This window comes from Pseudoalteromonas sp. 2CM32C (genome assembly GCF_023161925.1).
GTDB lineage: Bacteria > Pseudomonadota > Gammaproteobacteria > Enterobacterales > Alteromonadaceae > Pseudoalteromonas > Pseudoalteromonas marina.
In genome coordinates, this window is record NZ_JALNTI010000005.1 from 127,983 (window position 1) to 153,602 (window position 25,620).

The 25,620-nt window shown below is 39.3% G+C and carries 21 protein-coding genes; 11 read left to right on the forward strand and 10 right to left on the reverse strand.

Translation table 11 applies throughout. The features are described from left to right. Positions 1–3: 3 nt before the first annotated feature. Together MTF67_RS11345 and MTF67_RS11350 are read right to left on the reverse strand one after the other, a co-directional pair. Positions 4–1,419 (reverse strand): ATP-binding protein, encoded by a 1,416-nt coding sequence (locus MTF67_RS11345; protein ID WP_039038005.1) that lies wholly within the window; start codon positions 1,417–1,419, stop codon positions 4–6. Beyond that, positions 1,397–2,086, reverse strand: a complete 690-nt coding sequence (locus MTF67_RS11350) for a response regulator (RefSeq protein WP_039038006.1) — start codon at positions 2,084–2,086, stop codon at positions 1,397–1,399. Before MTF67_RS11350 ends, MTF67_RS11345 begins: the two co-directional genes overlap by 23 nt. A 183-nt stretch (positions 2,087–2,269) precedes the next feature. On the opposite strand from MTF67_RS11350, the gene MTF67_RS11355 reads away from it, so the two are divergent. After that, on the forward strand, positions 2,270–2,761 hold the full coding sequence (locus MTF67_RS11355) for a Spy/CpxP family protein refolding chaperone (RefSeq protein ID WP_039038007.1): 492 nt from the start codon (positions 2,270–2,272) through the stop codon (positions 2,759–2,761). An 81-nt stretch (positions 2,762–2,842) separates the two neighbouring features. Here MTF67_RS11355 and yacG read toward each other — a convergent pair whose 3' ends face one another. The 8 genes from yacG to nadC all read right to left on the reverse strand — a co-directional run bounded on the left by yacG (position 2,843) and on the right by nadC (position 11,165). Further along, on the reverse strand, positions 2,843–3,073 hold the full coding sequence (gene yacG / locus MTF67_RS11360) for a DNA gyrase inhibitor YacG (protein ID WP_006794561.1): 231 nt from the start codon (positions 3,071–3,073) through the stop codon (positions 2,843–2,845). Positions 3,074–3,140: 67 nt separating this feature from the next. After that, complete coding sequence (pilB, locus tag MTF67_RS11365) at positions 3,141–4,817, reverse strand: type IV-A pilus assembly ATPase PilB (protein WP_008131082.1); 1,677 nt, start codon at positions 4,815–4,817, stop codon at positions 3,141–3,143. A gap of 132 nt (positions 4,818–4,949) precedes the next feature. Beyond that, entirely contained in the window at positions 4,950–5,582 is a 633-nt protein-coding gene (gene coaE, locus MTF67_RS11370) for a dephospho-CoA kinase (RefSeq protein ID WP_248519567.1), read from the reverse strand. A 17-nt stretch (positions 5,583–5,599) separates the two neighbouring features. Next, entirely contained in the window at positions 5,600–6,493 is an 894-nt protein-coding gene (locus MTF67_RS11375; protein ID WP_248519568.1) for an A24 family peptidase, read from the reverse strand. Positions 6,494–6,638: 145 nt separating this feature from the next. Further along, a complete protein-coding gene (locus MTF67_RS11380; protein WP_039038010.1) occupies positions 6,639–7,868 on the reverse strand; it encodes a type II secretion system F family protein in 1,230 nt (409 codons plus the stop codon). An 88-nt stretch (positions 7,869–7,956) separates the two neighbouring features. Then, positions 7,957–9,300: an O-antigen ligase family protein gene (locus MTF67_RS11385; RefSeq protein WP_248519569.1), complete on the reverse strand. Its 1,344-nt coding sequence runs from the start codon at positions 9,298–9,300 to the stop codon at positions 7,957–7,959. A 65-nt stretch (positions 9,301–9,365) separates the two neighbouring features. After that, complete coding sequence (locus MTF67_RS11390) at positions 9,366–9,791, reverse strand: pilin (RefSeq protein ID WP_282447175.1); 426 nt, start codon at positions 9,789–9,791, stop codon at positions 9,366–9,368. A gap of 528 nt (positions 9,792–10,319) precedes the next feature. Further along, positions 10,320–11,165 carry a carboxylating nicotinate-nucleotide diphosphorylase gene (gene nadC, locus MTF67_RS11395; RefSeq protein WP_248519570.1) on the reverse strand — a complete coding sequence of 282 codons (846 nt, stop codon included), beginning with the start codon at positions 11,163–11,165 and terminating at the stop codon, positions 10,320–10,322. Positions 11,166–11,381: 216 nt separating this feature from the next. Between nadC and ampD the strand changes: the two genes are divergently transcribed. From ampD to MTF67_RS11445, 10 genes are all read left to right on the forward strand, one after another. Next, entirely contained in the window at positions 11,382–11,936 is a 555-nt protein-coding gene (gene ampD, locus MTF67_RS11400) for a 1,6-anhydro-N-acetylmuramyl-L-alanine amidase AmpD (RefSeq protein ID WP_248519571.1), read from the forward strand. Between the two features lie 13 nt (positions 11,937–11,949). Beyond that, positions 11,950–12,801 carry a beta-lactamase regulator AmpE gene (ampE, locus tag MTF67_RS11405; RefSeq protein WP_248519572.1) on the forward strand — a complete coding sequence of 284 codons (852 nt, stop codon included), beginning with the start codon at positions 11,950–11,952 and terminating at the stop codon, positions 12,799–12,801. Positions 12,802–13,193: 392 nt separating this feature from the next. Continuing rightward, positions 13,194–13,943, forward strand: coding sequence for a pyruvate dehydrogenase complex transcriptional repressor PdhR (pdhR, locus tag MTF67_RS11410; RefSeq protein ID WP_248519573.1), 750 nt, complete (start codon positions 13,194–13,196; stop codon positions 13,941–13,943). A 90-nt stretch (positions 13,944–14,033) separates the two neighbouring features. Continuing rightward, a complete protein-coding gene (gene aceE / locus MTF67_RS11415) occupies positions 14,034–16,700 on the forward strand; it encodes a pyruvate dehydrogenase (acetyl-transferring), homodimeric type (protein WP_248519574.1) in 2,667 nt (888 codons plus the stop codon). A gap of 10 nt (positions 16,701–16,710) precedes the next feature. Next, complete coding sequence (gene aceF / locus MTF67_RS11420) at positions 16,711–18,615, forward strand: pyruvate dehydrogenase complex dihydrolipoyllysine-residue acetyltransferase (RefSeq protein WP_248519575.1); 1,905 nt, start codon at positions 16,711–16,713, stop codon at positions 18,613–18,615. A gap of 175 nt (positions 18,616–18,790) precedes the next feature. Further along, positions 18,791–20,218: a dihydrolipoyl dehydrogenase gene (gene lpdA / locus MTF67_RS11425; RefSeq protein ID WP_006794548.1), complete on the forward strand. Its 1,428-nt coding sequence runs from the start codon at positions 18,791–18,793 to the stop codon at positions 20,216–20,218. A gap of 192 nt (positions 20,219–20,410) precedes the next feature. Next, entirely contained in the window at positions 20,411–21,103 is a 693-nt protein-coding gene (locus MTF67_RS11430; RefSeq protein WP_248519576.1) for a DTW domain-containing protein, read from the forward strand. Between the two features lie 798 nt (positions 21,104–21,901). Then, positions 21,902–22,906, forward strand: coding sequence for an extracellular solute-binding protein (locus MTF67_RS11435; protein WP_248519577.1), 1,005 nt, complete (start codon positions 21,902–21,904; stop codon positions 22,904–22,906). Beyond that, complete coding sequence (locus MTF67_RS11440; RefSeq protein ID WP_248519578.1) at positions 22,906–24,537, forward strand: iron ABC transporter permease; 1,632 nt, start codon at positions 22,906–22,908, stop codon at positions 24,535–24,537. Before MTF67_RS11435 ends, MTF67_RS11440 begins: the two co-directional genes overlap by 1 nt. Continuing rightward, a complete protein-coding gene (locus MTF67_RS11445; protein ID WP_248519579.1) occupies positions 24,538–25,587 on the forward strand; it encodes an ABC transporter ATP-binding protein in 1,050 nt (349 codons plus the stop codon). Positions 25,588–25,620: the final 33 nt, after the last annotated feature.

A 25,620-nucleotide genomic window follows, 5' to 3' on the forward strand; every position in this document is an offset into this window, starting at 1 on the left:
GGTTTACTCTTTGATTATTGGCAGTGTGATATTAGCACACAAGCCGCCCTGATCTTTGTTCGATAAAACTAAGGTGCCATTATGAGCTGTAATTGCATTTTTTGCGATAGCTAAGCCTAAACCGGTTCCACCACTGACTCTATCTCTTGCATCAGACTGCCTAAAAAACGGCTCACATAGCTTATCAAGCTGGTTATTTGGCACGCCTGGGCCATCATCACATATTTCGATATGCACGGCATCACCATGCGATAGTTTTATACTTATTGTGTTATTTGCATATTTAATGGCATTACGAAGTAGGTTTTCAAGTGCGCTGGCAATCAGGGCTTCATCGCAGCTAATGGTTACGCTTGCATCGCCTGTTATTGTTAACTGCTTATCATATTGTTTTGCTTCAAATTTTGCATCGTTTAAAACATGTTCAACAATAACGTTTAGTGATTGCTTTTGCATTGCAAGGGTTTGGCTTTTTGCTTCTAAACGAGACACTTGAAGTACATCAGCAATCATTTGATCGAGTTGATTAGCCTCTTTTTCTATTCGTAATAAATAAGACTGACTTGCTTCATTTGCTTGCATTTGTGCAAGGCCTGTTGCCATTTTTAAGCGAGTAAGTGGCGAACGTAACTCATGGGATATGTCAGCAAGCAAGCGTTTTTGTGAGCTTATTAATAGTTCTAGCTGGTTAGCCATACTGTTAAAGTCTCGACCAAGTACCCCTAGCTCATCTTTTCTGTTAGTTGAAATAGCAGCACGTGCGCTTAAATCGCCAGAAGATAGTTTTATAGCTGCTTTTTTAAGGCTGTTAATTGGTGCAATTAAGTTACGACTAAACAAAAAGCTCAAAATTAAAGAGGCAATAATTGCAATAGATACCTTAATCCAGCCGGGCATTAGCTTTAAGCGAATAAAAAGAGGTGGCTGATTGTTTATGTCTATTTCATATAAATAAAATACTCCTTCGGGGACGGTTAATTGAACTGGCCCAAATGCTTGATATTGCTCAGTGAAAACAATTTGCGGTGACATGTTTTTGGTAAAATTAAGAAGGCTTAGGTCTATGTTTATAGGTGTTTCTTTATTAGTAAAAGAAATATCAGATTGCTCAGCGCTTAAATATAAAAGCTTACGTTTAGATAAGCGTGGATGCGAAAGAATACTCTCAAGCGAACGCTTATGCTTATATGCAGAGCGCTCAATACTTCTTGCGGTATAAGCTAGGTTTTTTTCCATCGGGCCATGTAAGGGTTCATTACTTACTAAGTTCAGTACACTGATATTGCTTAAAAAAACAAGCGCAGTAACGGTGCCAATAATGGTTAGCCAAAACCAAACAAATATTTTAAAAAATAAATAATGCCTAGGGTGCTTAAGCCAAGATAAAGCGCCTGATTTACTCGCCTTGGATAAAAACATAACCGCTGCCTCGCATTGTTTTAATTCGTTCTGTTTTAATGTGCTCTGCTATTTTTTTTCGGATATTACTTACATGCATATCAATAGAGCGGTCGAACGATGCTAAACGCCTGCCTAGCACTTCTTCACTAATTTGCTCTTTACTAACAACTTGGCTGGCGTTTTTACACAAAAGTGCCAGTATTTCGTACTCTGTGCCAGTAAGCGTGAGAGTATTTTCATCAATAGAGGCTTCTCGTGATGCAAGGTTAATAGTTACACCATTTACAAGCAGCTTATTAGTTGTGTTGATATTTAAGCTGTTTATATGCTCTATACGACGTGTAATCGCTTTTACGCGGGCAAGTAACTCTCTGTGATTAAATGGTTTTGGTATGTAATCATCCGCACCGAGCTCTAATCCAAAAATACGATCAAAGTCTTCACCTTTAGCTGTAAGCATAATAACTGGGGTGAGTTTGGTTTGCCTAAGTTGTTTTAGAACTTCAAAGCCATCTAGCGTAGGTAGCATGACATCAAGCAATATTAATGCGTAGTCGTTGGCCTGTGCTAACTTTAGGCCTTGTTCGCCGTCGTGTACGCTTTGTATTTCAAACCCTTGGCTTGAAAGGTATTCGCTGAGTAACTCACAAAGACCCGTATCGTCGTCAATCATTAATAGTTTCATTTACAAACCCTTAGGCAATATTTCATTTCTTTATTTTACGCCCTTAATTGCTTAAAAGTGAATCTTTACACAACCTTTACACTGCTTTGCGTTACTTTGCGTTGAGTTAGTTATAGTTAACTCACTGGCTAGGCAATTACACGACAGCCAACCACAACCAACCCAACAGTTAAGGTGATGATTATGACTAAAGTAAATACACTTTCAAAATTAGTACTTATTTGTGGCTTAGCAACAGCCACACTTGGTGCAGGTAGCGTACTAGCTAAAGGCGGTATGCATGATCGACAAGGGCATTCTTCAGCGCGTTTTTTACTTTCTGAACGCGGCGCCGAAAAACTTGATTTAACGCAAGATCAGCAAACTAAGCTAAAAGCTATTTTTGAAGCACAAAAAACACAAATGAAAGCCTTACGAGGCGACGATAAAGAAGCACGTAAAGCAATGCGTGAAGCGCACAAAGCAAAAATGGACGTACTACTATCAGCAGCAACATTTGACGAAAATGCAGCAAAAGAGCTTTTAAGTGAGCGCCAAAGTAAAGGTGAAGAGTTTGCCTTAATTAAGCTAAAAACGCAGCATCAAGTAATGCAGTTGCTTAACGCAGAGCAAAAAGAAAAGTTTGCTAAAATTCAAAAGCGTAAAAGTAAAAAGCAGCGTAAGCAAAAAAGCTAACTGACCCTGGGGTTAACTTTTAAGTGAGTACTAAAAAGCCAGCATTTAGCTGGCTTTTGTTTATATAAAAACTAGATGACATTACTTAAAAAAGTCATCTTCATTTTTAGCCATCATGGCTTCTATGTCTTCAATCATGTCTTGGTTTATTTGATCAGCCGATGTGATTGGCGCTGAAATTTTATTATTTTCAAACGACCACTCACCCAGATCAATGAGTTGGCAACGCTTAGAACAAAATGGGCGGTGAGGACTTTGCTCAGACCACTCAACATTTGTTTTACAGGTTGGACAATTTACAACAGTAGGCATGTTTTACTCTCAACAGATTACTCATTAGCGCTTGCTGGATTTAAAGTAAGCAAAGCGCTAAATAGTTTTACATATTAGTTACGCGGTTTATTTCAGCAAGTGACGTTAAACCATCAGCGGCTTTACGTAAACCCGATAGGCGTAAATTATTAAAACCGGCTTTTAATGATACCTCAGCGATTTCTAGTGAGTTACCGCCGCGCATGATTATTTGTGCAATTTCTGGTGTGATTTGCATAACTTCGTAAATACCTACACGGCCTTTGTAACCATCTGTACAGCCATCACACCCTTTAGGTGCATATAGAGTCATATCTTCAATTTGCGCTGTACTAAACCCTTGGCGAGAGAGCTCTTCGCTTGGCAATTGCTCTGGCGTTTTACATTTAGGGCATAAACGGCGTGCTAGTCGCTGTGCAATAATTAAACTAATTGAGCTGGCTACGTTATAGGCGGGTACGCCCATATTTAATAGTCGGGTAATGGTTTCTGGCGCTGAATTGGTATGTAATGTAGATAAAACCAAGTGACCCGTTTGCGCCGCTTTTATTGAAATTTCTGCGGTTTCAAGGTCACGTATTTCACCTACCATAACCACATCGGGATCTTGACGTAAAAACGCACGCAATGCATTAGCAAAGGTCATATCGGCTTTAGGGTTAATTTGTACTTGGTTTATCCCTTCAAGGTTTATCTCAACCGGATCTTCTGCGGTACTAATGTTTCGCTCAGGTTGGTTTAATATGTTTAAACCCGTATAAAGCGATACCGTTTTACCTGACCCAGTAGGACCTGTAACGAGTATCATGCCTTGTGGTTGACCAAGTGCATCCATGTATAATTTTTTCTGTTCTTCTTCGTAACCAAGTACATCAATACCTAGCATAGCGCTTGATGAATCAAGAATACGCATTACTATTTTTTCGCCCCAAAGCGTAGGCATAGTACTGACACGAAAGTCGATACTTTTTCGTTCAGTAATTTTTAATTTAATTCGGCCATCTTGTGGTTTACGCTTTTCGGCAATATCAAGTCGCGACATTACTTTAATACGAGCAGAAAGCTTGGTTGCTAATGTATTAGGCGGGCTTGCCACTTCGTGCAAGATACCATCAATACGAAAACGAATTCGGTACTTATGCTCGTAAGGTTCAAAATGTAGATCCGATGCGCCTTTCTTTATCGCGTCCATTAAAATTTTATTAATGTACACAATAATTGGTGCATCGTCTTTGTCGTCATCTTGCGGTGCTGATTCTTTTTGGCTTTCTGTGTCTAGGTCGGCAAATTCTTTAAACTCATCATCGCTCAAATCTAGGCTGCCGGTTGCATCTAGCAATTGCTCAATTTTATTATCGAGCTGAATGTAATCAACGACGACTATTTCGCATGAAAGACCGGTACTAAATTCAAAGTTTTCGAAGGCGCCGTAATCGGTTGGATCAGAGGCTGCCACATACACTTTTCGGCCTTTTTGTACCAACGGTAAAATATGGTGTTTGCGGATCAGTTTTTCTTTTACAAGATCGGCAGGAATAGACGCAGGGTCAAAGTCTTTTAAATCAAAATAGGGAACACGAAACAAATCAATACATTGCTCTGCTAACTCTTTACTGTCTATTTTTCCGCATTTAGAAATCAGTTCAGCGGTTGAGGCAAACTCTTGCTGCTTTGCTTTTACCGTATCGGCATCAATACGCCCAAGCGTAAGAAACTTTCTTAATAACGGTGAGTTAATATTCATTGCGCACCTTTTTAATCCTTCAGAGAGAGTAATTTATCAGAAAAAAGAAGGGGATTACATTACTCTTCACAATCTAGGCTAAATTTATTAATTAATATAGGAGATTAGTTTGTTTTGACTCGTTTTTACAATTTAAGTTGCTTGCATTTGTGCCATGTGCAGATAACGTTTATGCAGCGTTAATAAGTCGTGCTTAACGTCGTTAAGTGCACGGTCGTTATTTAAAATATCATCTGCTTTTTTTTGTTTGTCTTCGCGTGACATTTGCGCTGTAATAATCGCTTTTACTTGCTCAACACTTACGTTATCACGCGAAGCCGTGCGCTCTATTTGTACATTTTTAGGTATATCAATCAGTAGCGTTCGATTACACAATTTATCTAGGGCGTTTTCAAACAAAAGTGGTGCTACAAGTACTACATATGGGCTTTTTGCGGCAGTAAGGTCGTTATGTATTTTGTTTCTAATGAGTGGATGCAATAAATTATTTAGCCACTCTTTGTCGGCAGTATTAGTAAAAATACGCTCACGTAAAGCGCTTCTGTTTAGTGTGCCATCGCGTAATAAAATACTTTGCCCAAATTTGCTTACAATAGCATTTAAACCATCGCTTTTAGGCTTTACGACTTGGCGCGCAATAATGTCGGCGTCAACTATTGTAATGCCAAGCTGCTCAAGCATATTACTTACAGCCGTTTTGCCACAGCCTATACCGCCTGTTAAGCCAAGAACCCAAGGTGATGTTTTATTTATGGTGTCACTCATTTTAGTCAGCACTCAAGTTAGTACCCAATTAAATTAAAATACGCGCTTTGTAAGTGGTTACCCCACAGTAACGTGATCCACCCGGCTATTGCTAAGTAAGGACCAAATGGAATGGGCGTAGCCTTATCTTTACCTTGAATACTTAATAAAGCGATACCAATAATGGCGCCAACAACACTTGAAAGCAGTATTATAGTAAGTAACGATTGCCAGCCTAGCAGAGCACCAAATAACGCTAACAGTTTAAAGTCGCCATAGCCCATGCCTTCTTTGCCTGTTAGCAATTTAAATAACCAAAAAACACTCCATAAACTTAAATAACCAAAGGCTGCGCCCATAATGGCATCACTTGGCGTAATTGTAATTCCGGCAACGGCAGCAATAAGTGCTAGCCAAACAAGCGGTAAAGTGAGCTGATCAGGCAGTAGCATGTGGTCTATATCAATAAAGGTCAGTGCCACAAGTGCCCATGTGATCACTATATATAATAATGCTTGTTCTGTTGCGCCAAAGGTATAAGCAACCACTAAACTTAATAGAGCGGTAATGGCCTCAATAGCAGGGTATCGAATAGAGATAGGGTTACTACAACTTACGCATTTACCTTTAAGTATTAACCAGCTAATGATAGGAATATTTTGCCAAGGCTTAATGGCCGTTTTGCATTTAGGGCAGGTTGAGTTTGGTTTTACAAGATTAAAAGGCTCACTGGTGTTTTTTGGTTTAGCTTGATTGGTATTGAGCTCGTCATCTAATAATAGCCTACACTCGCTTTGCCACTCTCGCTGCATCATAAGCGGCAAACGGTAGATAACTACATTTAAAAAACTACCCACACATAAACTAACTAAGCCAACGGTAGTTAAATAAAACCACAGTTGGCTTTGCATTACTTCAATAATACTTTGCATATATACCCGAAAACTAGTCTAAAAAAAGTCTAAAAATTAAGTGAAATAATAATCACAAAGAGAAACTAAAGAGAGCAAATGAGAAGACTAAACCGCCAACTATAAAAATAAGACGCTCTTTAATTTCTGTAAAATTTTTTATTAATTAAATGACAGAACCTAATTGGAAAATAGGTAAGTACATGGCAACAATTAAGCCGCCTACGAGCACGCCAAGTACCGCCATAATAAGTGGTTCTAACAGGCTTGAAAGGCCATCGACGGCATCATCAACCTCTTGCTCGTAAATAGTCGCTACTTTTGCGAGCATGCCATCTAACGAGCCAGACTCTTCACCAATGGCAACCATTTGAATTACCATATCAGGGAATATTTTAGAGTTACGCATGGCCCAGTTCATTTGGTTACCTGAGCTTACCTCAGCTTTTATATCTAAAATAGCATAACGGTACACTGCGTTACCCGAGGCACCTGCAGCAGAGTCAAGCGCATCAACAAGTGGTACACCGGCTGCAAAAGTGGTGGAAAGTGTTCGGGCATAGCGTGCAACAGCTGCTTTATTTAAAATCATGCCAATGACAGGGAGCTTTAAAATGGCTCTATCGGTTGCATCTCTGAGTTTTAAGCTTCTGAGTTTAGCTTCTTTAAACGCATAACCAAAGCCAACAATTGCAATTAAAATCATCCACCAATACGCTTGCATAAACTCAGATATCCCGATTACAAATAAAGTAAATGCTGGGAGTTCAGCGCCAAAGCCTGAGAATATATCCTGAAATTGTGGCACTACGAAGATTAGCAAAATAGAAGTTACAATACCTGCTATCACTAATACAGATATTGGGTAAAACATTGCTTTTTTTATTTTTGATTTAAGCGCTTCAGATTTTTCTTTGTACAATGCAACACGATCAAAAATTTTATCAAGTGCACCTGATTGCTCGCCCGATGCGACTAAATCGCAATATAAGTCATCAAAATAACGAGGGTGTTTTCTTAGCGCTTGCGATAAAGGCTGACCTGCCTTTACTTCATCACCAATGGTTTCCATTAGTTTACCCACGCTTTTATTAGTTGAGCCCGTGCCTATCATTTCAATGGCTTGTATAAGAGGTACACCCGCCATAAGCATGGTGGCGATTTGGCGTGTAACAAGCGCTATATCTTTAGGGGTGATTTTTTGAACACTTTGAATGCCAAATAAAGGTTTTGGCTTACGCTTTACTTTTGAAGGTGTAATGCCTTGCTTTCTTAGCTGAGCTTTAACAAGTGCAATGCTATTCCCTGTAAGCTCTCCTTCAAGTTTTTTCCCTCGGGCACTTACGCCGACCCACTGAAATGTATCGAGGCCTTTATCTTGTTGTTTTTTTGCCATGAGATGATCCAGCTGAATTAATATTATTAAAGAATTCTTTGTCTAGCATAACTTAATCGAATGATTCTTGGTAGAAATATACTGTTTATCAGGCACGTTGACCAATGGACCAAAACCTTGGCCCGTAAATATAGCCATTATCAGGATCGATATTATTATAAATTTCTATTGCTTTTTGTAAGTATAAAAACCAAGCGAGGATGAATACACACGCCAAAAATAACTTAGCGTATACATTTATAGGAATATGTTTGTACTTGTTTTTATTAAGCCTGCCAATAAGTAAGCCCCACATTATAAACAACAAGGTTTGAGAAACTGGCATCACATGTACACCAGAGAATAGTGAATACGTAATACCTATAGCAAAAGAGTAAAAAATACTTTCCGTAATTATATCTTTTTTATGATTTTTTAGATGTATTATAGATTTCCTAAATGTATTAAAAATTACGATTAAAATACAAATAAGGGCTACTCCTCCCCACTCATTTAAAACTTCTATCAATGAGTTGTGGGGGTGACTAAACGGTGCTGAACTCCCGAGAGACATTTCAAATACGCCAGGGCCACTACCAATCAAAAAATGTTTCAATGATAAGTTTGAAAGTGTATTTAACCATAAATCAACACGGCCTGAGGAAGATGTGCGAAGTATATCCGCACCACCTTTATTCAGTGAATCTAGAATATAAAAAGTGATACAGCTAAGTGCAAGGCAAACTAGCCCGGTTAAAATTTGCTTTTTTAGGGTTGTTTTTAATGTGAGAGCAAATACTGAAAAAATAAAAAATGAGAGCAGCGCCCCTCGGGCTTGACCAATAAAAATTAGTAACAGGTTTAAAAATAATGCAATAAATACAATGCGTTGAATGTTTTTTAGTTTTAGCAGTAATATTAAAAAGGGAAGAATAAAAACCTGTACCTGATTAAAGAAGCGAATGTTAATAAAGCCAGAGTAGATTATATAGGGATTTAAATGTTGCTGTTCTGCTAGTGTAAAAATTATATTGAGTATGCAAACCAAAACTAAACTTGTGTGTGCTATTAATAAGGTATAAATAATGAGCAACACAGATTTTTTATCATTTATAGTACTTATATAAAACATTGCCCCAAAAAGCAGGCTGATGTGAAATGTGTAAAGTAAACTGAAGTTTTTTTCCTGACTAGCTATAGATGACAAGAAACCGCTGAGAATAAAAGCTAGGAAAAACATTGCGCTTTTTTTATCAAATAAAACTGTGTATGTAGGTTTTTTGTGCTTCAATAAAACTGTAAGCAATAAAGTGCAAAGGCTGAGTAAGAAAGCTATTTGTATGATACGTTGGTGGTTGTGGTAATCGTAAGAGATAGTTGGCATTAATGGTGTTAATGTATTTACCAAAAACAAACTAACTATTAAAAGTTTTACAGTAATTAATTTTTCCATAAATATTTTTATTTTATAAAATAAAAAAGCGCCAGATTAGGCGCTTCTTATTGAGCAGTATTTGACTAAGATTGTGGGCAGCTCTTAGGAGCAAGAGTCTTGTCGCCTGTTATGTTTGTTGTAGCACAAGTCCACGCGCCTGTAGAGTTGTCTCGTGTCCAAGTAATATCAGCGCCTTGAACTTGAGTTGGTGCGTTTACAATATCACAAGAAATAGTAGTGTTTGTAGCTGTAATAGTACAGTTTTTAGTTGAAGCAGCCTTTATACTTTTAAGGTCGGCAACTGAAGATATTGTTTCTCCGTTATTTTTCTTTATTTCAAACTCCGTTTTAGCACCTGTTATTTCAGCTAAACCAGCAGTTAACTTCGAAGATGCTTGATAATCAGAATATGCAGGCAATGCTACTGCAGCAAGAATACCGATGATTGCTACTACAATCATTAATTCAATTAGGGTGAAACCCTGTTGTTTTTGAGTCATTGTTTTCATGTTTCCTCTCCTAAAGGATAGATTGTGTAAATTAAATCACTTAATTGGCATTATGCCGAACTTAATTTAACTGATTTACTTTACAGTTTTGCTTAAAATAAACTTTTTGCGCTATCTCTCGGTTTGAATAAGATTATCTGCGCTATAACTGCACTTTAGCTTTAGGGTATGAAACACAAAAGCTAGGTGTGAATTCATTATATTTTATATGTAACTTGCTATTTATAAATTGAATGCAAATAAAGTCTACCAGCAGCCAATAAAAGTGTAGGAATAAATAGCTTAAGTTGCTTATTAACTTTAATTTAAAAGTCCATAACTCATTATTTATGACGAACTTTTATAATAAAACAATACAAGTGTATCATTTTATTTTAGTTAATAGCACGTTACTTTTCCTAAAACAGCTAATTAATTTAACAAATTGTTACAATTAGTTATTTTTAACTATTAAATTACTTTTGTTTTAACTTGTCAACGCTTTAGCATTTATTAAATGTAGAACTAAATTATTACTTTGGCTATGCATCATTCAAAACGCATCGATAAATCGATTGATTGTAAGTTTTTTGTTAATGCACCGCTAGATATAAAGTCTACACCCGCTTGTGAATACGTTTTAAGTGTTTCTAGCGTCATATTGCCAGACACTTCTAATTTAGCGCGTTTGTTAGTTAAAACAACCGCTTGCTTAATTTGTTCAACGCTAAAGTTATCAAGCATGATTATATCGGCGCCTGCGTCTATGGCTTGCTTTAGCTCTTGCAGCGATTCAACTTCAACTTCAACCGGTTTGCTTGGGTGGTTTAGTTTTGCCTGAGCAACGGCTTTATTTATACCGCCGCAGGCTGCGATGTGGTTTTCTTTTATTAAAAACGCATCAAACAACCCAATACGGTGGTTTGCGCCACCGCCGCATTTTACTGCATATTTTTGTAAGGCTCTGAGTCCTGGAATCGTTTTGCGGGTATCGAGTAATTGTGTAGTTGTACCACTAAGCTCTTTTACATAATGCGCTGTGGTTGTTGCTGTGCCAGAAAGCGTTTGTACAAAGTTAAGTGCAGTGCGCTCAGCGGTTAAAATTGCGCGGGCGGAGCCTTTTGCTGTAAATAAAGTACTGTTGGCAGTGACAACGTCGCCATCGTTTACCAGTACTGATACCTGCACTGTTGGGTCTACTTGTTTGAACACTTCAATAATGATGTCTTTTCCACAAAATGTACAGTCTTCACGGGTTATAACTTTGGCACTTGCTTGCTCGTTTTGTGGGATAAGCTGAGCGGTTATGTCACCATCGGCTGCGGTTTGGTAGTTTAAGTCTTCGTCGAGCGCAAGGGTAACAAGTTGACTAAGTAAAGTGTGCGAAATAGACATGGCTAAAAGCTCATAAGTATTAATAAATTAAAGAAAATTTTACTATGTTTAAATAATGATTAGAAGCGCTTTTAATTATTAGAGCATAGCTTAGAGCTTTAATAGTAAAATGTAAGTCGCCTTTAATTGCCTACCTTTTAAGGTGGGGCTTGGTTACTATCATTATTTTTACAAATCCTTTAGCATCAAGGTTATGAATAGTTTGGTAATAATGCAATGGCAATAGATTTAAATGGGGTTCTAAAAGCTGCAACACAGCGAGCATGTACGCACTATGATGAGCGCACTGAACACACAGATATTACCTTGCTGGTCATTCATAATATTTCATTACCAGCAGGGCAGTTTGGTACCCCCTTTGTGGATGATTTATTTATGGGGTGTATTGACTGCAATGCCCATACAAGCTTTGATGATTTAAAAGGGCTGCGCGTCTCAGCTCATTGCTTTATAAAACGCACTGGTGAGGTTATTCAATACGTGCCATTTAACAAGCGTGCTTGGCATGCGGGCGTATCTGAATATGAAGGACAAACTGCGTGCAATAATTACAGTATTGGTATTGAGCTTGAAGGCACCGATACAGCTGCTTATACTCGCGCTCAGTACGCCTCGTTATGTAATTTAAGTAAATCTATAATGCAGCGCTACCCCAAAATTACCTCTTCGCGTATTGTGGGGCACTGCGATATTGCACCCGGTCGAAAAACAGACCCCGGCAGTAGTTTTAACTGGCCATTATTTTTAAATATGCTTGAGCAACCAAGTTGAGAGAGTCATTATCATGATTTTAGTTTCTATTATTTTAGCGTTAATTTTAGAGCGTTTAGGGGCGCGAGCTAACTATTGGCAAATAAGTTATTACGCCAATGGCTATTTAAAACGCTCCCACAGCTTGCTTGCCAGTAACGGTTTATTTAGTTCGGCAATGGGTTTTTTAATTTGGCTATTTTTACCTGTAGTAGCTATGGCGTGTATTTACAACTTGTCGGAATTTGTTTTGTGGGAGTTGGCCATTAATATTGCTGTTTTACTTGTTTGCTTTGGTTGTGCAAAGCAACGTGCTTTGTATAAAGCGTATTTAAACGCACTTACACGCGATGATGGTACCGCGGCGTCTTTATATGCATTGCAAATGGGGCAAAAACGTACTGAAGATCAAAAAGGCGGTGAAACCTTTGGGCAAACACTTGCTTGGGTAAATTTTAGGTTTTACTGTGCAGTTATTTTTTGGTTTGTTGTTCTAGGTGCGCCGGGTGCTGTTTTATATGCTCTTGTACGTACTTTTGCCGATTTAGTACGAGACAACCATAAAGTGATATTTGCTAAACATTTTAAGTTAATACATAAATTACTGTTTTGGTTAGATTGGTTACCCGCACGTATAGCGAGTTTTGGTTACTTAGTAATTGGTAACTTTAATAAAGGAACGAGCTGCTGGTTACATTACGCGCTTGATTTTTCAAGCCCTAACCGAAAGGTCGTCACTTATACTGCGCTTGCAGCAGAGCAAGTAGAAAAGCGTTATTATGGTTGCACTTACGAGGCAACGTGTATGATTAAGTTAGTTAAGCGTAATGTACTATTTTATTTAGTTTTAATTGCATTACTTACTTTGTTTGGCGGTTTGTCTTAACACCTTATTTTTTGAAGCCAATTTAAAGGCAAAGCACTTATTTACGCTAAAGTGCTTTGGTTTTGGCTTCCTTGCCTATTTAAAACGTTTTAAACATAGCGATTAAACCTCCCCCTAAAATAGAGTTAAAACTCTAAACCTATCTGGTCAGACCATTTGAATGGCCATCTTACTAGCTTCTCAAAACTAAGCTATATTGTGTATTGTTTGATCTTCGTTAAAAATGCGTTACGCTAATATCCCCGTACGAGTAACCTGTAAATTGACAGCTATATGGGTTTTTGATAACGTATTGCAAATTCTTGGTATGACCAATTTACCTTTTGGGTAAATCTTATAACTTTAAGCTCCAGTTTTAGGGCTTGGTATTTATACAACGCGGACGTTGATTCATGTCTTTAAAGATTAAAGCAGCAAAACTATCTGATGTTATTTTACAGCAACTTGAGAATATGATTCTTGAGGGATCGTTAGCACCAGGAGAAAAGCTGCCTCCAGAGCGTGAACTAGCAAAACAGTTTGAAGTGTCTCGTCCTTCGCTGCGCGAGGCCATTCAAAAGTTAGAAGCAAAAGGGCTAGTTACGCGTCGTCAAGGCGGTGGTACGTTTGTAAAAAATCAGCTGGAAGAAGGGTTAACTGATCCGTTGTTTGAACTGATAAGTAAACACCCTGAGTCACAATTTGATTTGCTCGAATTTCGTCATGCTTTAGAAGGTATTGCTGCTTACTATGCAGCACTGCGAGGTACAACTAACGATTTTACTAAAGTAAAACAAAGCTTTGATAAAATTGCGCTTTCGCATGATGATCTACAGCAAAAAGCAAAAGCAATTAATGCCTTTCATTTTAGTGTGGCTGAGGCCTCACATAATGTTGTGTTATTGCACTTGGTGAGAGGTATGCAGGCGTTGCTTGAGCAAAACGTATTGCAAAATTTAACGGTTTTATTAGAAAAACCTGATATTAGCAGTCAGTTAGCCGAGCACAGGCGTTTGTTAATGGATGCGGTTATTGACGGCAATCCAGAACAAGCTCGTTTAGCAAGTAATGCGCATTTAGCGTTTATTGAGGAAGCATTACTTGAAGCGGGCAAAGAATATTCGCGAATTGAACGTAGTTTAAGACGCACAAAACAAAATTAAGCTAATACTCTATTACTTGAACACACTAACTTAAGTATCAGTTGTATTAAATTAACAACATTCGTATTTTAAACATAAGGAAACCTCCATATGTCTGAAGTCAATAAAATTGACGTAGACGCGCTAGAAACACAAGAGTGGTTACAAGCTCTTGAATCAGTTGTGCGTGAAGAAGGTGTTGAACGAGCTCAGTACTTACTTGAGCAAGTATTAGAGCAAGCCCGTTTAGACGGCGTTGATATGCCAACGGGTATTACCACGAACTACGTTAATACTATTCCTGTAGATCAAGAGCCTGCTTACCCAGGTGATGTGAACCTTGAACGCCGTATTCGTTCAATTATTCGTTGGAACGCGATTATGATCGTTCTGCGTGCATCTAAAAAAGATCTCGACTTAGGCGGCCATATGGCGTCTTACCAATCGTCAGCAGCATTTTATGAAGTGTGTTTTAACCACTTTTTTAAAGCGCCAAACGAGGTAGACGGCGGTGACTTAGTTTATTACCAAGGGCATATTTCTCCGGGTATTTACGCGCGTGCATTTGTTGAAGGGCGTTTAAGCGCAGCTCAACTAGACAACTTCCGCCAAGAAGTAGATGGTAAAGGTTTACCGTCGTACCCACACCCTAAATTAATGCCTGAATTTTGGCAGTTCCCTACAGTATCAATGGGCTTAGGTCCAATTGCATCTATTTACCAAGCGCGTTTCTTAAAATACCTAGACGGCCGTGGCTTAAAAGACACTAAAAACCAACGTGTATACGCGTTTTTAGGTGATGGTGAAATGGATGAGCCAGAATCACGCGGCGCAATCTCTTTTGCTGCACGTGAAAAGTTAGACAACCTATGTTACTTAATTAACTGTAACTTACAGCGTCTAGATGGCCCAGTAATGGGTAATGGCAAAATTATTCAAGAACTAGAAGGCCTATTTAAAGGCGCTGGTTGGAACGTAATTAAAGTTGTATGGGGAAGCGGTTGGGATATTCTGCTAGCTAAAGATACAACAGGTAAATTACTACAATTGATGAACGAAACAATTGACGGTGATTACCAAACATATAAAGCAAAAGATGGCGCGTACGTTCGTGAGCATTTCTTTGGTCGTTACCCAGAAACAGCTGCCCTTGTTGCAGATATGACGGATGACGAAATTTTTGCGCTTAAGCGTGGTGGTCATGAGCCATCAAAACTTTATGCTGCATTTAAAAAGGCCGAGCAAACTAACGACCGTCCTACTGTGATACTTGCTAAAACTGTAAAAGGTTACGGCATGGGTGAAGCAGCTGAAGGTAAAAACATTGCGCACCAAGTGAAAAAAATGGACATGAGCCATGTTGAACACTTACGTGACCGTTTAGGCCTACAAGACTTAGTCTCTGAAGAAGCAATTAAAGACTTACCTTACTTAGAGCTTGATGAAAGCTCTGAAGAGTACAAGTACTTACACGCTCGTCGTAAAGACTTAGAAGGTTATACTCCAACACGTATAGCTAAGTTTTCTGAAAAATTACAGTTGCCAGAAGTAGCAGCATTTAAGCCACTACTTGAAGAGCAAAAACGTGATATTTCAACCACAATGGGCTTTGTTCGTGCACTTAATATTTTATTGAAAGACAAAGGCATTGGTAAAAACATTGTACCAATTATTGCCGATGAAGCGCGTACGTTTGGTATGGAAGGTTTATTCCGTCAAATTGGTATTTACAACCCACATGGCCAAAACTACACCCCTCAAGACCGTGATATTGTTTCTTACTATAAAGAAGCTACATCAGGGCAAGTACTTCAAGAAGGTATTAATGAGTTAGGTGCAATGTCGTCATGGGTTGCTGCTGCAACATCATACAGCACGAATGATTTACCAATGATCCCATTCTACATTTACTACTCTATGTTTGGTTTCCAACGTGTTGGTGACATGGCATGGATGGCGGGTGACCAACAAGCACGTGGTTTCTTGTTAGGTGCTACGGCTGGTCGTACTACGCTAAATGGTGAAGGTCTACAGCACGAAGATGGCCACAGCCATATTCTTGCAAACACGGTTCCTAACTGTATTTCTTACGACCCGACTTACGCATTTGAAGTTGCCGTAATTGTACAAGATGGTATTCGTCGTATGTATGGTGAAGACCAAGAAAACATTTACTACTACCTAACGCTAATGAACGAAAACTACCATCAGCCAGCTATGCCAGAAGGCGCTGAAGAAGGTATTCGTAAAGGTATTTACAAGCTTGAAAGCTACGAAGGCAAAAAAGCCAACGTACAGTTATTGAGCTCAGGTACTATCATGACTGAAGTGCGTAAAGCGGCTGCAATTTTAAGCGATGATTACGGTATTGCATCAGATGTTTACTCTGTAACGTCATTCAATGAACTTACGCGTGATGGTCAAGATGTTGAGCGTTTCAACATGCTTAACCCTGAAAGCGAGCAAAAAACAGCTTACATAACGAGCGTATTAAACGACTCAGTAACTGTTGCCGCTACCGATTACATGAAAAACTACGCAGAACAAGCGCGTTCATTTATTCCTAGCAACAACTATAAAGTGTTAGGTACAGATGGTTACGGTCGTTCTGATAGCCGTGAAAACTTACGTCGTCATTTTGAAGTTAACGCAAGCTACGTTGTTGTTGCTACGTTATCTGAACTTGCTAAACGCGGTGAAGTTGAAAAGTCTGTTGTTGTTGAAGCGCTTAAGAAATTCGACATCGACACAAATAAACTAAACCCACTGTACGCATAAGAGGTTTGCAATGAGTATTGAAATTAATGTTCCAGATATCGGCGGCGATGACGTAGAAGTAACCGAAATCTTAGTAAGCGTTGGTGACAAAGTAGATGTTGACCAATCTTTACTGACAGTTGAAGGCGACAAAGCCTCAATGGAAGTACCTGCTGCGCAAGCGGGTACCGTAAAAGAAATTAAAGTAAATGTTGGCGATACAGTAACAACGGGCTCTTTAGTATTTATATTTGAAGGCGAAAGCGCAGGTGCTGATTCAGCACCTGAAGCACCTGCTGAATCGGCGGCACCAGCACAAGTTTCAGGCTCTTCAACTAAAGAAGTAACCGTACCAGACATTGGTGATGACGAAGTTGAAGTAACTGAAATCATGGTTGCTGTTGGCGATACCGTTGAGGAAGAGCAATCTATCTTAAACGTTGAAGGCGACAAAGCAGCCATGGAAGTACCTGCACCGTTTGCTGGTACTGTAAAAGAAATAAAAGTAGCCACTGGCGATACAGTAAAAACAGGCTCATTAGTATTTGTTTTTGAGGTTGCCGGTTCGAGCGCACCAGCATCAGATGCGCCCAAGCAAGAGTCTGCACCAGCAGAGCCTGCTCAAAGCGCCGAGCCAAGCATAAAAGAAGTAAACGTCCCTGATATTGGCGACGACGAAGTTGAAGTAACTGAAATCATGGTTGCTGTTGGTGATACCGTTGAAGAAGAGCAATCTATCTTAAACGTTGAAGGCGACAAAGCGGCTATGGAAGTACCAGCGCCATTTGCAGGTACAGTTAAAGAAATTAAAGTAGCAGCGGGCGATAAAGTAAAAACTGGTTCACTTATTTTTGTATTTGAAGTTGCAGGCAGTGCGCCAGCAAAAGCTTCAGCACCTGCTGAACAAAAGCCAGTGGCGGCACCTGCTAAAACAGAGTCAGCGCCAGCACAGGCTGCGCCTGTAGCTAAAGCTAGCAACGAAAGTTTTGAAAACAATAGCGCGTATGCTCATGCATCGCCCGTTGTTCGACGTTTAGCACGTGAGTTTGGTATTAACTTAGCGAACGTAAAAGGCACGGGTCGTAAAAACCGTGTGGTTAAAGAAGACGTGCAAAACTATGTTAAAAGCTTAGTGAAGCAAGTTGAGTCTGGTCAAGTTTCAGCATCAGCAGGTAATACTGGTGGCAGTGAGCTTGGCTTAATTCCTTGGCCAAAAGTAGATTTTGCTAAATTTGGTGAAATTGAAGAGAAAAAACTGTCTCGCATTCAAAAGCTATCGGGTAAAAACTTACACCGTAACTGGGTACAAATCCCGCATGTTACACAGTTCGACGAAGCAGATATCACAAGCCTTGAAGTATTCCGTAAAGAACAAAACGTTTTAAGCGAGAAGAAAAAGCTTGGCGTTAAAATCACACCACTAGTGTTTGTGATGAAAGCCGCGGCTAAAGTACTTGCTGAGTTCCCAACGTTTAACTCGTCGCTGTCTGAAGATGGCGAAAGCTTGATTCTTAAAAAGTACATTAATATTGGTGTGGCAGTAGATACGCCTAATGGCTTAGTTGTTCCAGTGTTTAAAGACGTGGACAAAAAAGGCATTATTGAGCTATCTCGTGAGCTAATGGAAGTGTCTAAAAAAGCGCGTGAAGGCAAGCTAACTGCATCAGATATGCAAGGCGGTTGTTTTACTATTTCAAGTTTAGGCGGTATTGGTGGTACGGCATTTACGCCGATTGTTAATGCACCAGAGGTTGCAATTTTAGGTGTATCTAAATCTGAAATGAAACCTAAGTGGAACGGTAAAGACTTTGAGCCTAAATTAATGGTTCCGTTGTCTATGTCGTACGATCACCGTGTGATCGACGGTGCTCTAGCTGCACGCTTTACCGCAACGCTTGCTAGCTACATGAGCGACATACGTCAATTAGTGATGTAATCGCTACAATATGAACAAAATCAAATCCCAGCCAGTTGTTTTTAGCTGGGATTTTTACTATATGCAATGATACAATCTTTGCACTATTTGTGAATTGCTCTGATTTTCTGCCCATGCAGAAACATGGCAGTTAAATTTTAGGGCAGTGTCCCGTTCAAACAATTAAGGTAATAGCATGAGCAACGAATTAAAAACTCAAGTTGTTGTACTAGGCGGTGGTCCTGGTGGTTACTCTGCGGCTTTCCGTGCTGCTGACTTGGGCTTAGAAGTTACATTAGTAGAATCGCGTGAAACATTAGGCGGCGTATGTCTTAATGTTGGTTGTATTCCTTCAAAAGCACTTTTACACGTAGCTAAAGTAATTGATGACGCTGCAGAAATGTCATCTCATGGTGTTACTTTTGGTGCACCGCAAATTGACTTAGACAAAATCCGTTCTTGGAAAGAGTCTGTTGTTGGTCAGCTTACGGGCGGCTTAGACGGCATGGCTAAAATGCGTAAAGTTAAAGTTGTACCAGGCTATGGTAAATTTACTGGCAGCAACACGTTAGCTGTTGAAGGTGCTGACGGTACAACTACTATCACATTCGACAATGCTATTATTGCCGCAGGTTCAAAACCAGTTAACTTACCTTTCATCCCAGAAGATGACCGTGTAATTGACTCAACTGGCGCATTAGAGCTTAAAGATATTCCTGAAAAACTACTTGTTTTAGGCGGTGGTATCATCGGTCTTGAAATGGGTACTGTTTACCGCGCATTAGGTTCTGCCATTGATGTAGTAGAATTTGCTGATCAATTAGTTCCTGCAGCTGATAAAGATATTATCAAAATTTACCAAAAATACGTAAGCGATAAGTTTAACGTTATGCTTTCAACTAAAGTTGTTGCTGTTGAAGCGAAAGACGATGGCTTATACGTTACATTTGAAGGTAAAAATGCACCAGCTGAGCCAGTACGTTACGACAAAGTACTTGTTGCAGTAGGTCGTACGCCTAACGGTAATTTACTTGATGCTGAAAAAGCAGGCGTAAATGTAGATGAGCGTGGTTTTATTAACGTTGATAAACAGTTACGTACTAATGTAAGCAATATTTTTGCAATTGGTGACTTAGTTGGCCAGCCTATGCTTGCGCATAAAGCGGTTCATGAAGGTCATGTTGCTGCAGAAGTTATCTCTGGTCAGAAGCACTTCTTCGATCCTAAATGTATTCCTTCAATTGCCTACACTGACCCAGAAATTGCATGGGTAGGTGTTACTGAGAAAGAAGCTAAAGAGCAAGGTTTAAGCATTGAAACTGCGGTATTCCCGTGGGCTGCTTCAGGTCGTGCAATTGCATCTTCTCGTACTGAGGGTTCTACTAAGCTTATCTTTGATAAAGAAAGCGGCCGTATAATTGGTGGTGCTATGATTGGTATTAACGCGGGCGAAATGCTTGGCGAAATCGGTTTAGGTATTGAAATGGGTGCAGATGGTGAAGACTTAGCACTTACTATTCATGCTCACCCAACATTGAACGAATCAATTGGCCTTGCAGCTGAAATTTTTGAAGGTTCAATCACTGATTTACCAAACAAAAAAGCAGTTAAAAAGAAGAAGTAAGTTCTTTTAACTAGCAACGCTTTTTTAAAACCCAAGCTTCGGCTTGGGTTTTTTGTTTTATAGCTGTTAATCCAAACATAAACAAAACTTGCTTTAATAAAATGCCATTTTATTTTGAGCTGATAGCTGATATCTATTCATCACGTTTTTAGCTACAATATGCGCCGATCAAATTTAAGGTAATTAATCACTGTGACTCACTCTTCCCATAATTCAGTACTGGTATTACGCGCTCAGCAAATTAGTGAATCTCGTCGCGAATTTAATGCCCGTGGCGCTAAGTTAGCACGTTGTGAGCAATGCTTAATTGCAAAGCACTACTGTATTTGCGAAGGCGTAGAGAAAGCGCAGTGCGATGCTGCAGTGTGTTTATTGATGTACCATAACGAAAGTTTTAAACCTTCGAATACGGGGCGTTTAATTGCCGAAATTATACCCGATAACCATGCTTTTAAATGGGATAGGACTAATCCAGATGATGCGCTAATAGCGCTTATTAAAGATGAGCAATATCAGCCAATGGTTATTTTTCCTGCTGAGGATGTAGAAGAGGGGCGAGCTATTACGCAAGTGAATATTGAGCCTAATAAAAAGCCGCTATTCATATTTTTAGATGGTACATGGCGTGAAGCGAAAAAAATGATTCGTAAAAGCCCATATTTAGATAACTTGCCCGTATTGTCTATAACAGCTGATAAGTTATCAGATTATCGCTTACGAGTTGCGCCTCATGCGCATCAATTAGGCACAGCTGAAGTGGGTATTTTAGTGCTGGCACTCGCGGGTGAAATGGATGCAGCTAAAAAGCTTGAGGACCACTTTATAAAGTTTAGAGATGCGTATCTTATGGGAAAACGAAATAAAGGCAGACCAGAGTCTCTCTAATACCGATTGTATTGAGTGGTAGTATTAAATTTAGGGCAAAGAAAAGCGCGCTCTATCTCTAGGCGCGCTTGCGGAATCTTCTAATTTTCTGCATCCTGCAATTGAACTTAATCAACTCCAATTTTTACTGTTCCATGTTTATTGCTATATTACTTTTTAGTTCTATGCAATATAAGCCAATCCGGGCTTATCTCCTTTATTCCTAAACGCCCTGTTGTGGTAAAACCTATTACCAAATCCTTCATTTGCACGTCCTAGTGCTTCCGTGTTGTTATCAGTCCATTGTGTTGCCTGTTAAGGCCTGTCCTTTATATTCCTTCAACTTCCTGTTAAGCAACACTCCAATGTTGCACTCCTTTGTGCATCTTCCTGATGCTGTCCGTTTATTAACACTCCGTTGCGATGCTCATCCTGAGCCTGTCCTAACTCCGTGTTATCCTTCATAACCAGTCACTGGTTTGCGAGTAATTGATCCCTGTCCTTTTACTCGTTAAGCGTCATTGCTTAGTTGATGTGTTAATTATAGGTGGATGGTCCAACTAAAGTAGGACAAAAACGCTAAATAGTTTATGTATTATTATTGTTAAATATTATATTGTTATTTAATATCAATGACTTATATTGTTTTTGGTAGGTTTTTAATCGGTGTTTTACTTATAAGCTGCCACTTCCGTGAGATATCTCTTACAGGGTATTTCTGTTTTGGACGCTTTTTTAGTATTTATGGGTATTTAGGGTGTGCACTTTTTAACTGTTCACGGTAGAATTATTGATAATAATTACTATTTAGGTGGAATAATGAAGAAAACACTCGCTATCGCTTTAGGGTTTATCGTATCGGCGCCAGCCTTTGCAAATGATGTTGTTAATATTTACTCTTTTCGCCAACCTTTTTTAATACAACCTATTTTAGACGACTTTACTAAACAAACCGGTATTAAAACAAATGTTGTGTTTGCTAAAAAAGGCTTAATCGAGCGTGTAAAACGCGAAGGTAAACATAGTAAAGCTGATTTAGTTCTTACTTCTAATTTTAGTGCACTCATTCAATTAGAAGATTTAAACTTAACTCAAACAATTAATAGCAATAATGTAAATGCTAACGTACCTTCTGCTTTTCGAGATGGAGATGGTCAATGGGTTGCGCTAACAAAACGCGTGCGAAATGTATATTCGTCGAAAGATCGTTTGGGCGCATTACCAAAGCTCACTTACGAAGAACTAGCCGATACAAAGTATAAAGGGCAAATTTGTACTCGTTCAGGTAAACATCCATATAACCTAGGGTTAGTTGCTTCAATGATTGCTCATCACGGTGAAGCGCAAACTAAAACATGGCTTGAAGGCGTCAAGGCTAATTTAGCACGTAAACCACAAGGCAATGACCGTGCTCAAGTTAAAGCCGTTAAAGAGGGGCTATGTAATCTTGCGTTAGGCAATAGTTACTACTTAGGTAAAATGTTACAAGACGAAGAACAAAAAACATGGGCTGAGGCGGTACACATTAATTTCCCTAATCAAACTGATCGTGGTTCACATATCAATGTTTCGGGGGCCGTTATTACTAAATATGCTAAAAACCCTGAAAATGCCTTGAAACTCATAGAGTATATGACCGACAATAAAGCGCAAAACATGTATGCATCGCTTAATATGGAATACCCAGTTAAGCCTGGTGTGCAATTATCCAGTTTGGTTGCATCATGGGGCAGCTTTAAAGAAGATAGCTTGCCACTTGATGAGATCAGTAAATATCGTCCGTTAGCGCTTAAGTTAATTGATGAGGTGAAGTTCGATCTTTAATGACTTATAAATTTAAGCTGTCTAAATGGCAGCTATTCGCGTGGTCGACAGGTTTAGTTTTGTCGGCCCCGTTGTTCTTCCTTCTTTTTGAATCGCTACAAGGCAACTCAGAGGTTTTTACTCACCTTTGGGACACTGTGCTTTGGGATTACATTTCTAATACTGTACTACTTATATTAGGTGTGTGTGCACTCAGTAGTGTTATAGCGTTGCCACTTGGTTGGCTAACTGCTTATTGTAACTTTCCTGGTAAAAAACATTTTGAATGGGCGCTCATGCTGCCCCTTGCTATGCCTACTTACATTATTGCCTACGTGTATACTGATTTACTTGATTACGCAGGGCCAGTGCAAATTACTCTAAGGGAGTGGTTTGGCTGGCAATCTCCCAGTGACTATTGGTTTTTTGATATACGTACCCTGCCTGGCGCAATAGTCATGATTGCCTTGGTGCTTTACCCATACTTATTTTTAATTTTTAAAACGGCTTTGAGAGAGCAGTCTTTTAAATTGGTACAGGCAAGTCAACTAATGGGACTTTCCCCAACTAAAAGTTTTTTTAAAGTGAGTCTTGTATTATCTCGTGGTTCTATTGTTGCCGCCCTTGCGCTTATTAGTATGGAAACAATGGCCGATTTTGCAACAGTAAGTTATTTTGCTGTTAGCACGCTCACAACCGCGGTATACGATACATGGTTTGGTTATTACTCCTTGACTGCTGCTGCAAAAATATCAGGTGTCATGCTGTTACTACTATTTTTAGCGCTTATGGCAGAGCGCTTTAGTCGTCGTAATCAAGCTGTATTTGAACGCCAATCGGGCGTAAATAGCGAAGCACTTTATATTTTAAAGGGAAAGTCGGCTTGGTTAGCAACGGCATTTTGTGGCACGGTTTTGCTTGTATCTTTTGTGATCCCGATTGCAGTATTACTTAATTACGCCATTACCTACTTTGAAAAAGCATGGAGTGCTGAGTTTTTTAATTATGCGTGGCAAAGCCTAAAAGTGGCAGGCGTTGTGAGCGTAATAACAATTACATTAGGTGTTTTTGTTGTTTTTTATCAGCGTATAGCAACACAGTCTTACCCTCTCGTTCCTGGGCGACTAGCGAGTACGGGTTATGCATTGCCTGGCACCGTATTAGCAATTGCCGTTTTATTACCTCTAACACTGTTAGAAAGTAGTATTAATAATGTATTAGAGCCTTATAATTTAGACATAGGTTTGTTACTAACAGGCAGTGTGTTTACTATTGTGATTGCTTATGTCGTTCGGTTTTATGCCATTGCTCACGGAGCGATAGAGTCGAGCTTTGTGCGTATTAGTCCATCACTTGATATGGCAAGCCAGTCTATGGGTAAAAGCCAAGGCCAAACATTGCGTTTAGTGCACCTACCTTTATTAAGAAGAGGCTTACTGACAGCTGCCTTACTCGTTTTTATTGAATGCATGAAAGAACTTCCTGCTGCGTTATTACTCAGACCATTTAACTTTGAAAGTCTAGCAACGCATGTTTTTCAGTACGTGAGTGATGAGCAGTTAGAGCTGGCTTCTATATCTGCTTTATCTATTGTTATTGTTGGATTTATCCCCTTGTATTTTATTAATCGTTCTATGGAGCAACACACTTAAATGAGTAGTTTAATTTTGCAAGGTGTCAGCTATCACTATAACGGTACAAAGGTGATCGAAAAATTAGACTTAACCGTGGGTAAAGATGAGATTGTATGCTTGCTTGGTGCCAGTGGCTGCGGTAAAACCACCACATTAAAAGCCATTGCAGGTTTAGTTGAGGCCAAGCATGGAAGTGTATTTATAGATGGCAAGCTGGTAAGTGATGAGTCAACATTTATTGCACCAGAGCACCGAAATATAGGTATGATGTTTCAAGATTACGCGTTGTTTCCTCATCTAAGCGTAGCAAATAACATTGCGTTTGGGTTAGGTAAAATGAGCCAATCCGAAAAACAACAGCGTGTGGATGAAATGCTTCAGTTAGTGCATTTGTCTGGTTGCGCAGATAGATTTCCTCACCAGCTTTCTGGTGGGCAGCAGCAACGCGTTGCGATTGCCCGTGCGTTGGCTTATAAACCAAGTTTACTACTTCTTGATGAGCCGTTTTCAAATATAGATACCCAAGTTCGTTTTGAATTAATTGCAGATATTCGCCGTATTATTAAGGCGCAACAAGTATCAGCGGTATTTGTTACCCATTCAAAAGAAGAGGCTTTTGCTTTTTCTGATACGCTTGCCATTATGGATCGCGGTAGTATTGCCCAACAAGGCACGCCAGAGCAGCTTTTTGCTGCTCCTAGGTCAAAGGTGGTTGCAGAGTTTCTAGGTCAAGGCATATACTTATCCGCAGAAGCATTAACGGCTACTGAATATAAAACACCTTTTGGCACCGTTGAGTCAGATATGCAAACGAGCTGCTATCCATGTAGTGGTGAGTTATATGTGCGACCTCACCAAATTGAACTTGTGCAAGAGTGTCAAAGTGACAAACTCAGTAAACGGGCTACAATATTAAGTCGTCGCTTTATTGGCTCTGCGTATGTTTATAAAGTTGTTATAGCCGAACAAACGCTTGAAGTTGAAGCGCAATATGGCCAATCATTTGAAATCAATGAGCAGGTTATAATAAAAATAAAACCCCACACAGTGAATTTTTTTGAATCATAGTTAATGTGATTCACTGTGTACATATCTGTAAAA